Source organism: Polynucleobacter sp. UK-Mo-2m-Kol15 (assembly GCF_018881505.1).
Taxonomy (GTDB): Bacteria; Pseudomonadota; Gammaproteobacteria; order Burkholderiales; family Burkholderiaceae; genus Polynucleobacter.
Genome location: NZ_JACVQC010000001.1, coordinates 1,682,428 through 1,694,982, shown reverse-complemented (window position 1 = coordinate 1,694,982; position 12,555 = coordinate 1,682,428). Strand labels below are relative to the sequence as shown.

11 protein-coding genes are annotated in these 12,555 nt (G+C 41.6%); 1 reads left to right on the top strand and 10 read right to left on the bottom strand.

The genetic code is table 11. From position 1 onward, the window contains the following. Nucleotides 1-7 precede the first annotated feature (7 nt). The gene (flgJ, locus tag ICN43_RS08750) at nt 8-1,165 is read left to right on the top strand and encodes a flagellar assembly peptidoglycan hydrolase FlgJ (protein WP_216198838.1); all 1,158 of its coding nucleotides are present in this window, start codon (nt 8-10) and stop codon (nt 1,163-1,165) included. A gap of 18 nt (nt 1,166-1,183) precedes the next feature. On the opposite strand, the gene ICN43_RS08745 is transcribed toward flgJ, so the two are convergent. The 10 genes from ICN43_RS08745 to motA form a co-directional block, all read right to left on the bottom strand. Then, complete coding sequence (locus tag ICN43_RS08745) at nt 1,184-1,981, bottom strand: flagellar motor protein MotB (protein WP_216198835.1); 798 nt, start codon at nt 1,979-1,981, stop codon at nt 1,184-1,186. Next, nucleotides 1,981-2,721 (bottom strand): flagellar motor protein, encoded by a 741-nt coding sequence (locus ICN43_RS08740; RefSeq protein WP_216198833.1) that lies wholly within the window; start codon nt 2,719-2,721, stop codon nt 1,981-1,983. Before ICN43_RS08740 ends, ICN43_RS08745 begins: the two co-directional genes overlap by 1 nt. Then, a complete protein-coding gene (locus ICN43_RS08735) occupies nt 2,703-3,434 on the bottom strand; it encodes an RNA polymerase sigma factor FliA (protein WP_216198830.1) in 732 nt (243 codons plus the stop codon). The genes ICN43_RS08740 and ICN43_RS08735 overlap by 19 nt, the downstream gene beginning before the upstream one ends. A gap of 15 nt (nt 3,435-3,449) precedes the next feature. Then, on the bottom strand, nt 3,450-3,926 hold the full coding sequence (locus tag ICN43_RS08730; RefSeq protein WP_216198827.1) for a hypothetical protein: 477 nt from the start codon (nt 3,924-3,926) through the stop codon (nt 3,450-3,452). Then, complete coding sequence (gene flhF / locus ICN43_RS08725) at nt 3,919-5,211, bottom strand: flagellar biosynthesis protein FlhF (RefSeq protein WP_216198824.1); 1,293 nt, start codon at nt 5,209-5,211, stop codon at nt 3,919-3,921. The genes ICN43_RS08730 and flhF overlap by 8 nt, the downstream gene beginning before the upstream one ends. Further along, entirely contained in the window at nt 5,208-7,286 is a 2,079-nt protein-coding gene (gene flhA, locus ICN43_RS08720; RefSeq protein ID WP_216198822.1) for a flagellar biosynthesis protein FlhA, read from the bottom strand. Before flhA ends, flhF begins: the two co-directional genes overlap by 4 nt. Beyond that, nucleotides 7,283-8,467 (bottom strand): flagellar biosynthesis protein FlhB, encoded by a 1,185-nt coding sequence (gene flhB, locus ICN43_RS08715; protein WP_216198818.1) that lies wholly within the window; start codon nt 8,465-8,467, stop codon nt 7,283-7,285. The genes flhA and flhB overlap by 4 nt, the downstream gene beginning before the upstream one ends. Nucleotides 8,468-8,589: 122 nt before the next feature. Then, the gene (locus ICN43_RS08710; RefSeq protein ID WP_216198815.1) at nt 8,590-10,551 is read right to left on the bottom strand and encodes an MCP four helix bundle domain-containing protein; all 1,962 of its coding nucleotides are present in this window, start codon (nt 10,549-10,551) and stop codon (nt 8,590-8,592) included. 88 nt (nt 10,552-10,639) lie between these two features. Next, on the bottom strand, nt 10,640-11,572 hold the full coding sequence (gene motB, locus ICN43_RS08705) for a flagellar motor protein MotB (RefSeq protein WP_216198812.1): 933 nt from the start codon (nt 11,570-11,572) through the stop codon (nt 10,640-10,642). A gap of 26 nt (nt 11,573-11,598) precedes the next feature. Continuing rightward, a complete protein-coding gene (gene motA, locus ICN43_RS08700) occupies nt 11,599-12,462 on the bottom strand; it encodes a flagellar motor stator protein MotA (RefSeq protein ID WP_216198810.1) in 864 nt (287 codons plus the stop codon). Nucleotides 12,463-12,555: the final 93 nt, after the last annotated feature.

Below are 12,555 nucleotides of genomic sequence, written 5' to 3'. Positions count from 1 at the left end.
TAATAGTATGGCATCACCAATTGATACCCGGTCAGCAACTGATGTCAGTAATCAGTTTGCATTAGATGCGAAAGCATTGGGCAACCTAAAGCTTTCGGCAAAAGAAAATTCTCCCGAAGCAATCAAAGGTGTTGCAAAGCAGTTTGAGGCTGTATTTGTTGCCATGATGCTCAAGAGCATGAGGGATGCGACGCATTCTGAGGGCATGTTTGATAACGAGGCCAGTAAAATGTATACCTCTATGTTTGATCAGCAAATTAGCCAAAAGATTGCTGCAGGCAAGGGTATAGGGCTAGCAGATATGCTTACGCGCCAATTGTCTAAAGCAGCTGGACAAGCTATTCCTGCAGACGTCAGTCAAGCTCAGTCTGGAATAAAGCCTAGCACTATTTTGGGAGCTCTGAGCTCAAGCAATTCGATCAATCAGGCTAATGCCGGTACAGATAGTCTATTTACGTCGATGTTTGAGGCTGACATTACATCGGGATCGATTGCTGGTAGCAATGCTTTTAATCGTTACGCAAATGCGTATCAAAAAATTGGAAATCTAACCAAATCCTCGGATGTTGAATCTATCTCTGCTCCTAAGCCAGGCAATATCAATGCCGAAACTAGTTGGTTGAATAAAGTCAGCCGCTTGAAAAATGAGCTGATCAGCTCTGCAGAAGAGGTGGTGACATCGCTTTCAAAGTCATTTAAAGATACCGCTGGACCATTTATGGATCGATTTGCATCTCATGCCCAAGAGGCAAGTAAAACTAGTGGATTGCCAGCAAACTATATGTTGGGTCAGGCTGCTTTAGAGACTGGATGGGGTAAGAAGGAAATTAAGGCTGCCGATGGCACACTCAGCTTTAATTTATTTGGCATCAAGGCAAGTCCTAATTGGACAGGTAAGGTGGTTAATGCCACAACTACTGAATATGTAAACGGGGTAATGCAAAGTTCCGTGGAGAAATTTAGAGCTTATGACTCATATGCAGACTCATTTAGAGATTTTGCCAACATGATTAGTTCAAGCCCAAGGTTCAGGGGGGTCATGAGTCAGCTTGATGCGCCTGCTAGCTATGCAAGTGCAATCGCGAGTTCAGGTTATGCAACTGATCCTCAATATGCTAAAAAGCTTAATAAAGTCATCGACCAAATTGTTAAGCTGAGCAAGTAATTCAATAGCAGTAATTTTCTATTGGTTTAATAAACCATCCTGTATTACAAATATTGAAACTCTTCTATTTTTAGCTCGTCCCTGTGACGACTCATTGCTGTCAATTGGTCTTGATGAAGCAAATCCTGTGGCACTCAAGTGCTCCTCATTAAGACCCTCTTCATTCAGAATTCTGAGTACAGCAGTTGCTCTTAATGCTGAGAGCTCCCAATTAGAGCCGTATTCTTTATTTTTGATGGGTCTGTTATCTGTATGGCCTTCAATATCAATAGGGCGGTTGCTATTGACTAAGATTGGCGTAATTTCGGTTAATGTACTAATGGCCAAAGGACTCGAAATTTTCGCTGATCCGGGGGCGAATAAGAAGTTATCTTGGATGTCAATCCGAATTCCCCTAGGAACTTGAGCAATACTAATTTTGCCTTGGTCAATTAATGGCTTTAGTTTTCTAATGAGATCACTTCGAGTGAGGTCAATTTTTGCCTTGGCAGCGAGATACTGATCCCTTTTTAATTTACCTATATCAATCGGATCTATTAATACTAATTTTTGCTCCTTTTTTTGACTTATGTTCGGAGTATCTTGGTGAACTGTATCCTTATTCTGATCTACGTTTTTAATAGGTGTGATTTGTACCAAACTAAAGGCTGAGGATATTGAGCTAGATAAAGCCTCATATTTCTTTTGATTCACAGTAGAGCTGGTGTACATCACTACAAAAAACGCAAAGAGTAGTGTTATGAAGTCTGCGTAAGATACCAGCCAACGATCGTGATGGATTGCTTCATCTTTGATAATTTTTCTACGTAACATCATCAATTTAAGTAGCTAGAAACTCTATCTTCCAAAACAATAGTGTGGTCACCATTTGCAATGCCGGCTAAACCATCAATCAGCATTTCATAATTAGCCAGCTCATCCTGCAGAATAGTTTTGAGTTTATTGGCAATGGGGATAAATATGAGGTTAGCAAGACCAACGCCGTAGATAGTTGAAACAAATGCAATCGCTATGCCACCACCGATTAGGGATGGATCTGACAAATTTTCCATTACATGGATTAGGCCAATAACGGCAGCCAAAATGCCAATAGTAGGGGAGTAGCCGCCAGCTGAATCCCAAACTTTGATCGCATTACGCTCTGATAATTCATATTGGTTTAATTCAATTGCACCAATCTCTCTGATGGTATTCGGCGTTGCTCCATCAACAACTAAGCGCAAGGTTTTCTTGATAAATGGGTCAGTAGTCTCTTCCATGATTGGCTCGAGATGTAAGGTGCCTTCCTTACGAGCAATCTGGCTCCACTCCAGAAGTATCTTAGCAATCTCTGGGCGATGATTGATTGGCTCAAAGAATACAAAACGTAGCTTATGAAAGGCTGCATTAAAGTTTTGCAGCGTACTTTGTAGTAAGACCGCACCAAAAGTGCCGCATATTACGATGATAAATGCTGATAATTGCAATAAAGATGAAAGTTTCCCACCATCAATTGACTGGCCAATAATGATTCCCAATAAGGCAAGCGTAATACCGCCTATGCTGGCCCGGTCCATAACTGCTCCTTTAATGTTGCGCGTATTCTGGCAATAGCAATGCTATGCATCTGAGATACGCGAGATTCTGAAATAGTCAATACGGCACCAATTTCTTTCAGATTCAGTTCTTGTTCATAGTAAAGACCCATGACGATCTTTTCGCGCTCAGGGAGGTTTTCAATCGCTTCTTTAAGAGCTTCTTTGAAGCCTCTAGAAAGCAATCCATTAACTACATCATTATTGCTTTTGATAAAGCGATCTAAAAAATGGTCTTCGTCATCTAATTTATTTACATCATCAAAATAAATGAGTTGGTGTCCAGTGCATTCTGTGATGATTTGGAAATATTCATCAATATTAATTTTCAACTTTTTAGCAATTTCACTATCCGTCGGTGCTCTGCCCAAAGATTGTTGCAAAGTTGAAATAGCTTTTTCAACATCCCGCATTTGCTTGCGAATATTGCGAGGCAACCAATCGGCACTCCTGAGCTCATCCATAATTGCGCCATGAATGCGCTGAGATGCATAGGTTTTAAATTGGGCGCCTAGGTTATCTTGAAACTTATTAGCAGCGTCAATTAATCCAATCATCCCAGCCTGGATGAGATCATCTACTTCGACATTGGCAGGTAACTTGGCCTTAATTTGATAGGCCATTTTTTTTACCATATCAGCATGCTCAGTGACTAAGCTATTCTGTCGGTCAACTTTTCCATCCGGTTTATACATATGACTTATCTCGATTTATATATCGCTATTATGAGCGCTGATATAAGTATTGCCAGTAACTAGGCAACCCAGATAGGTGGAATGGATATGATCAAAGGCATTTGCAGCCATTTTTATATTATGAAATATGATCTTTGATTTAGTTTCAGAGCTTGCCTGTATCAGAAAGCCAAGTTCACGGTCTTCCAGGCTTTTGCTTAACAGTTTCACTATTGCGTAGGCAGCCTTAATCGATTCTGAGGATTGGTTAATGTGAAGCACAATTCTGTTGGCATTCAGTATGTCTAAAGGAGCTCTTTGTGGCTTGCTATCTAGCAAGCTAATCATCGGGATATTGAGTAGGTCTAATTTGGCTTCAAAGCTCATAAAGCCTAATCCATCAATTTGACGATGCAAATCCTCCAGACTGGGCTCAGTCTTGGAATCCATGGGCTGGCCAAGGCACATCAAATTTCTGAGGCCTGAAGCTTGGTCATGAACAACTTTATGCATTAAATTGAGCCGCTCTCTTGCTGGTCTTTTTTGGACTAGACTTCATTTGCTTGAGGTTTTCTAAAGTAGATTCTTCGCCAGAATCAGCCTCTAAAGCTTCATTACTAGTCTGATTTAACAGCATCATCTCTAATTCATAGTTTTTATTTAGCAGGCAAATATCTTCTGGAACTCTTTGACCATTAGTTAAATAAAGTACTTTGAGTTTATTTTTCATGACTACATTCAAAGCAGAGCCTAGTGTCATTGCCTCATCAGACTTTGTAATGATGCAAGCTTCTAAACCTTTTTTTGCATAAGCCATAGTAACTGCATTTAATCCATCAGTTGTATTGTTAGCATTCAAACATAAAACCTTTTTGATCGAAGCCTTAGCATCAGACAACAGCTGTAACTGAGTCTCTACCATAGGATCTTTATGGCTTAATCCAGCCATATCAATGAGGATTATTTTTTTATCTGACAGTTTTTTAGTGGCAGCATCTAATTCTTCAATATTTTTTGCCACAAGCATCTCAACACCCATAATCTTGGCATAAATTCGGAGTTGTTCATTGCCGCCGATGCGATAGGTATCTGTTGAAATGAGTCCAACACTAGCGTTACCATTTTTCAGGGCGTAACGAGCCGCGATCTTAGCGATTGTTGTAGTTTTTCCTACGCCAGTAGGGCCAAGTAGCGCATAAATTCCTGTACCTTCCAGAATTTCAGCTTCATCTTCAGTAGATTTAATGTTCTTACTTAATAAATCTCTCGTCCAAAAGAGGGCATCTTCGTAGCCTAGATCCATGGGTAATTTTTTAATGACGCGTTTAATGAGATCTTGATTGAAGCCCAAGTTAATAAAATTGCTAATCAACATATTCTTGGTTTGATTGTGGGGTGATGTTGCACCCCAAGAGATATCATCCAATTGCGATTGAAGGCTGACTTTCATTTCACGAACTTCGGAAAGTAGGGCTTCTAAAGAATTTTGATCTACTTCTTTTTTGACTGCAGCATCTGGTGCCTGCTGCGCTGCAGTAGTTTTGGCTTCCCTTGCATCCTGCTTGCTATTAAAGAGAGCCAGCATTTCTTGCGCTCTTTTAGCTAAAATTTGCTTGTCGTTAGCAATCGGTTCTTTGGCGATATTTTGTGGCGCTGACTTTTGGGGCTGTGTCGCTGTAATTTCATGCCAGCCATTAATTTCTCTATGGCTAAGAATGGTCGCATCAGGGCCAAGCTCATTACGAACTTGCGTCATGACTTCGCGTGCTGTTTTTGCTACAAATCGTTTTGAGCTCATGCTATCTCTCCAATTAAATTATTGACTTTTACTACTTTTGATTCTGGAAGTTCCTCATGGGATAAAACCCGCAGATTCGGTGTAAATCGTCTTAAAAATTTTGCTAAGGTCAGGCGTAAAGAGGCTGGTACAAGCAATACAGGTGAAAAACCCATTTGCTCTTGTTTTTTGGCTGCTGCGCTCGCCTCATTTGCCAATGTTTGAGCAATACCCGGTTCAATTGAACTTCCATTAGTTTGGGTGTTGATTGCCTGCATGAGGATTCGCTCTAAATTATTATCCAAAGAAATCACATTGAGTTCATTGGTGTTTGGGAACAATTGCTGCGTGATAGCTCTTCCCAATTTAATTCTTACTTTGCTGGTTAACTCAGCAGCATCTTGCGTCTGTTTTGAGTTTTCAAGCAAGGTTTCCATAATAGTCTGCATATCCCGAATGGCAACACCCTCACTTAGTAGGTTTTGGAGTACTTTTTGTACTGTAGAGACTGAGAGTAGTTTTGGTACTAATTCTTCAACCAATCTTGGAGAGTCCTTGCTGAGTAAAGACATCAGTTGTTGGACTTCCATATGCCCAAGCAATTCACTTGCATGCAGCCCAATCATGTGGTTTAGATGGGTTGCAATTACTGTGCTTGGATCTACCACTGTGTAACCATAACTTTGTGCTTCTTCTTTCTGGGCATGCTCAATCCATACTGCTGGCAAGCCAAATGCTGGGTCAGTAGATATTGCGCCAGGAATTTCTGCTGTAATGTTGCCAGGATTAATAGCTAGATATTGACCAATGTGAGATTCGCCACTAGCAATTTGTACGCCTCTCAGTTTGATGAGGTACTCGGAAGGTTTTAGTTCTAGGTTGTCACAAATATGAACTGCCGGCGTTAAGAATCCGACCTCTTGAGCAAATTTCTTTCTTAAGGCTTTAATTCTCTTAATCAGTTCTCCGCCTTGATTCATATCAACCAATGGCACTAATCTAAATCCGACCTCAAGCCCAAGCGCATCTACTGGAATGACATCTCCCCAGCTGGCTTCCAAATTTTCCTTGCCAGTGTCCTCTTTCAGCTTAGCTTCACTCTCTTCCACTTTTTTACTGGTTTTCTTGACTGAATATGCAATGCCCCATAAACCCGCACCAGACAGGAGAAAGGCGATGTGTGGCATCCCTGGAATTAAGCCCATTCCAGCCATAATGATTCCCGTAATTTCCAGCACCTTAGGATTGGTAAACAGCTGCTTAGTTAGCTGTGTTCCCAGATCCTGGTGGTTTGCAACTCGCGAGATTACGATACCTGCTGCAACTGAGATAATGAGCGAGGGGATTTGCGCTACCAGACCATCACCAATGGTCAGTAAGGTGTAGTTCTTGGCAGCAGTTGCTAGCGGTAAATCATGCTGAATCATGCCTACAACAAGACCGCCTAAGATATTAATAATAATGACCAATATGCCAGCTATCGCATCGCCCCTGACGTATTTACTAGCACCATCCATTGCGCCATAAAATTCGGCTTCCTGAGCAATTGCCTCTCGTCGCTTGCGAGCATCTTCTTGGCTGATGAGTCCAGAATTGAGGTCTGCATCGATAGCCATTTGTTTTCCAGGCATCGCATCTAAGGTAAATCTTGCGCCAACTTCAGCAATGCGTCCCGCACCCTTGGTAACCACCGTGAAATTGATGATGGTCAGAATGATAAATACAACGATACCAACTGCGTAATTTCCGCCGATTAAGAAGTGGCCAAAGGCCTCAATCACCTTTCCGGCAGCATCTGGTCCGGTATGTCCTTCGGTTAGAACTAAACGGGTTGATGCAACGTTCAGGGAGAGGCGCAGCATTGTAGTGACAAGCAGTACAGTTGGAAATGCTAAGAAGTCTAGAGGCTTGGTTGTTTGCAATGCAATTAAGATCACCAATATCGAGAGCGCAATATTGAATGTAAACAATAAGTCCAAAGCAATCGCTGGCAAGGGAAGAATCATCATTCCTAACATGAGGATGATGAAGATCGGACCCGCTACCGCTTTAGAGTTCAGATCCTTTAAGTTACTGAGAAATTGATTCAAGTTCATTGGGTAAGTGCCGTTCTACTATTGATATCAAGAGTTAGTCTTGGATCGGTGATGTGAGGGTCTAGCTCATCAGGCACTTCAATTGATTGAGGCATGGTTGGGTATTCTCCATCACGCCCATTAAAGCTTTTCACCTGGAATACGTAGGCTAATATCTCTGCGACAGCTAAGTAGAGCGCCTCAGGGATTTCTTGCTCAACTTCAGTATGGGCATATAGCGCTCGCGCCAGTTTGGGAGACTCCACCATCAAAATTTGATGTTCATTAGCGATTTCTCGAATTCTTAAGGCCACAGCATCACTTCCTTTTGCCAGTATTCTTGGTGCGCCCATGACTTCAGAGTCATATTTCACTGCTACAGCATAGTGGGTTGGATTGGTAATCACGACATCAGCATTTTGAATCTGCGACATCATCCTGCGTCTAGACATGGCAATTTGTTGCTGTCTAATTTTTGCTTTAATTTCGGGGCTACCATTGCTATCCCGCATTTCTTCGCGAACTTCCTGCACGCTCATTTTGAGCTTTTCTGCATAACGATGTAGCTGATAGGGCACATCAATTGCAACAATGACGAGATAACCAATCAGAATGAGGAAGAAGGTAACAATGAGAAAGTTGACTGTATTGCTAAGGCCAGTTTCAATCGGTAATAAAGGCAATTTCATTAAATCAGGCAATGAGTAGCTAATTGCCAAATAAGAAATGATTGCGATTAATCCAACCTTACAAATGGATTTCAGTAACTCAACCCAGGAGTTCTTGTTAAAGATATTGCCAAATCCAGTAATCGGATTGAGTTTTTGAATATTGGGTGCGAGCATTTTTGTACTCATATTCCATCCGCCAATACCAATTGGGGAAAGGATTTCAGCCAATAGAATAAAAGTAAAGATCGGAATAAAGACAATCACGAGGTCGCCGATCTGTTCGTAGATTTTGCTCATAGCGCTGACGGGATCCATAGCGACTTTACTGTCGAATTTCATACCGCTGATCATCAGACTTTTTAAAGCATCTTCTAAAAAACCACCCATTCCCCATAGGCAAGCACCGGCAACAATCAATGTAGCTGCTGTAGAGAGTTCTTTAGAGCGCGGAACATCACCATCCTCGTAGGCTTTCTGTATTCGAGAACCCGAGGCCGTTTCCGTTTTTTCTAGATCGCTATCATTCGCCACCGGCTACCTCAAAACATTTAAAGGGATAATGACTTATTTTCCCTTAACGCCAGCGGTCTGAATCTCGAGAATAGGGGGGTAAATAGCTCACTATTCATCCTTGTGAGCTTACTTTTTGAGGTTTAGAAAAGTTCCCAGTCTGTCTCGACTTTTGCCTTCGGATTCTCTTCCTTTTCGGCGCTCTTGGCTTCGGCTTCAAGCCTCTCCTTTTCTATTCTTTCAGCATCTTCTTTCAAAATAAAACCAGAGGCCAGGGCCTTGAGATTGAGGATTTCATTGCTTTGAGAGATTGCTGCAAATTGATCACTTTTCTGAATGGTGTGATCAATTTTGACGAGATCTGAGTAACTGGCTGACAAATTACTATTTTGCTCTGCGTTGTTGAGCAAGGCCTTGGAGCCATCTTTTGCAATGCCATCTAAAGTTTCGAAAATTTGCTTCAGACTTGCAGTCATTTGATCAATATTCTCAATATCGTCCTTTGTTAGGGACTTTTTAGTCTCTTTTTTGATAATTGAAGTATTGCCACTATCCAAGCTGGTAAAACTAATATTGTCGAGGGGAGAAATGACACTTACTTCCTTATTGCTCTTATTGGATACCGCGAGCTGCTTAGTATGCAAGGTATCCATTTTCAGGCAAATAGCCTGGATTGATTTTGAGGCCTCAGTTGCTCGATTTTGGATTGACTTGATGCATCTAGCGCTAGTCTTATTTAAAGCCGTGACTTTATCGAGGCTATTCTTTGAATCCCCAACTATCGATCTTTGCTCATCAGATAGCGCGCGTAATTTTTCCTGAAGTGTTTTGATATCTTCGCCAGCACTTTCAGCCGTACTGGATTGGCTTCTGATCTTGGTCAAAACATCTTCAACTAAGTCCAAGATGTAATTGATAGTAATGGCTGCAGGAGCGTTACTCTCACTGTCAGGACTGAGGGCAAGCCTTTGGCTTAGGTTCTTATTCTGTACTGTTTTTAAAAGGTCTTGAATCTCTTCGTTTGTGCTGGCAAAGTAACGCGCTATTTCCTTATATTTTTTCTCTGATTCTTGACCAAAGCCCAGTGAATAATCAATGGAGGTATTGAGCTCCTGTGCCAGGCGTTGGAATTCACCTTGGTGTTGCTCAATATTTCTTCTGCCTAAGTTTTTACCTTGAGACATGGATTTATTTAAGATTTCAGTATCTAGAAGCAGTAATCTAAATTCTTCCTGGATTGCTTTAATGGCAGCCAGTACGCTACTATGATCGCCTGCACGCGTATTGATCTGAAAGTCTAAATTGCCGCTAGCGACATGTCCTGCTGCTTCAAGTAATTTTTCTGGATCCGCCCCTAGATTGAGGTCCAACATTCTTTTTGAGTTGGTGAGTAAGTAGCTAATGGCAATGATTGAGCAAAGGCTAATCAGTGCTCCAAAGAAAATAAAAAAGTATAAGTAGCCCTTTCCTTGAGAAGCCTCTTTCCTACCTTCTTCGTATTGAATTTTAATTAAGGCTTTTGCATTTTGATCTAGGATGGCAATCATGTCACCAGAATTAGTGTAGATCTGTGTTGCAAGCCCAATATTGTTTCCAATGATTGCAGACGCCGTGCCCTTTAAGTCTGTATTGATCCATTCTGAATACGTGCTGGTGAAGGCATCAAAAACCTCTTTTTCTTGAATTCCTTTTAGAGAAGGGTTGTTTGCATTTTTTAACTCACTTAATTTGGATATATTGCTAGCAATCAGACCATCAATAGCACCCAGTGATTTTTGCTTTCCCTTTGAAGTCTCATAAATGGCACTCTTCATCATGAGATCAGTTTTTTGAACTAATTCCTTGGTATCGTCAAGACCCTTGATGGTCATGAGTCGATTTTGATACAAAGATTGGGCATGGTTTTGATAGGCATAAAGACCGTATGCCCCGATGATCATCAGTACTAGGTACCCAGCAATCACCATTCCCACGATGCCTGTGTAGCTATCTTTAGCACTCAGGGTGGGTAACTTAATCTTCGGTAGATTCCATGAGAAATTAGCTAACCCCGTCAATAAACTTGGAAATTGCGGTGTATTTGCGCTTAATTTAATTTTTGACATGCTGTCTTATCTCAATCTTAAAGGGATATTCGATAAGATAATTCAGTCGGGGGTCTATCAAAGCCCCAAATAAGGCTGGTTAACCGATCTATTTCTTAGTTTGCTTAGCCCCTGACTCTTGAATGATCTCTTTGGTGGCCTCAGTGTTGTTTGCGACAACTGAGGCATTTTTTTCAATCCGATCTTGAGTCTTTTTATTGAGAATAATGATGGAAATTCTGCGATTAATCGGGTTAATTGGATTGGTTTTGTCATAAAGAATGGCTGACCCTAGTCCTACGACCTCAAGCACTTTGCCTTCATCCATACCTCCTTGAATCAATTCTCTACGCGATGCATTGGCGCGATCCGTGGATAGCTCCCAGTTGCTGTATGAGGCGGGGCCGTCTGAAAAAGGAATGGCATCAGTATGGCCAGATAGACTTACTCTGTTGCTAATTCCGTTGAGCGAAGAGCCAATAGCCCGCATAATCGCTTTAGCAAATGGCTCTAATTCTGGGCTAGAAAGAGCGAACATCGGTCTTTTCAAGTCATCCACGATTTGGATTCTTAATCCTTGATCCGTAATGTCAATTAACACCTGACTCTTGTAATTTTTAAACTGGGGCTTTTCTTGAAGTGATTTCTCAATTTTTTCTTTGAGGGCATTCAGGCCTGCTTGATCCAGTAATTTTTGCTGACCCTTTGATTTATCGGATGGTCTAACCTGAAATTCATCCGTGCCTTTGAGCACTTCACCTTCTTTTCTGGTGAGATCTTGACCTCCACCCGGTATTACGCTGCTAGTGCCTGATTTGTTTTCGCCGCTGACAAAGATTTTCTCAATAGGAGTTTTAAAGTAGCCTGAAATACCTTCCAAATCTCTTTTGGAGACGCTAGAAGATAGAAGCCACAGCAGCAGAAAGAACGCCATCATTGCCGTTACGAAGTCAGCATAAGCAATTTTCCAGGCGCCACCATGGGCTCCCCCGGCAACCTTGCGTTTTCTCTTTACAACAATGAGGGGTTTATCGTCAGCCATATTTATCTCAAGCAGCTCTGAAGAACTTACTTGGTTCTAGCTTCCTTAATATGGTCTTCGAGTTCAATAAAGCCAGGTCGCTCTGTTGAGAAGAGTACTTTTCGACCAAATTCAACGGCAATGGTTGGTGCATATCCATTAAGACTTGCAATCATGATGACTTTAGTAGTCTGCAACATCTTGCTAGATTCGGCATGCTTTTGTTCAAGCAGAGAGGCTAGTGGACCAATAAAACCATAGCCCAACAGAATGCCGAGGAAGGTGCCAACAAGAGCTTGTGCAATCAGCGCTCCTAAGGCTGCTGGGGGAACAGAGCCAACAGATTCCATGGTGTGTACTACGCCCATCACTGCAGCTACGATTCCGAAGGCGGGCATACCATCAGCCATCTTCGCAATCGCGTGGGAAACGATATGAGATTCTGCATCGTGCGTTTCGATATCGTTATCCATTAGGTTTTCAATTTGAAACGCATCCATGTTTCCCGATAGCATCAGGCGAAGATAGTCACAAATAAAATCAATGAGATGGTGATCTTTTAGTAGCTTAGGATATTTTCCAAAGATTGCGCTGTTTTCTGGATTCTCGACATCCTTTTCAATTGACATCATTCCATCTTTACGGATTTTGGTAAGGATTTCAAACATCATTGCTAGCAAATCCATGTACAGCTTTTTAGAGTATTGCGAGCCTTGTAAGAGGCTAGGTAATGCTTTAATAGTTGCGCGGATCGTCTTAGTATCATTACCAACCAAGAATGCGCCTGCGGCACCACCAAAAATCATCAACAATTCGATAGGCTGCAAAAGGGCAGCAATGTGCCCGCCGGCCATAATAAAGCCGCCGAAAATGGAGAAGATAACGATTCCGTAGCCAATTAATACAAACATTGACTGTCCCTTTTTGAAAAGTAATGGTTAAGAATACTAAAAAAATTACATCCTAATTCTATGAATAAGCTCACTTTAGGGCATTATTCCTTG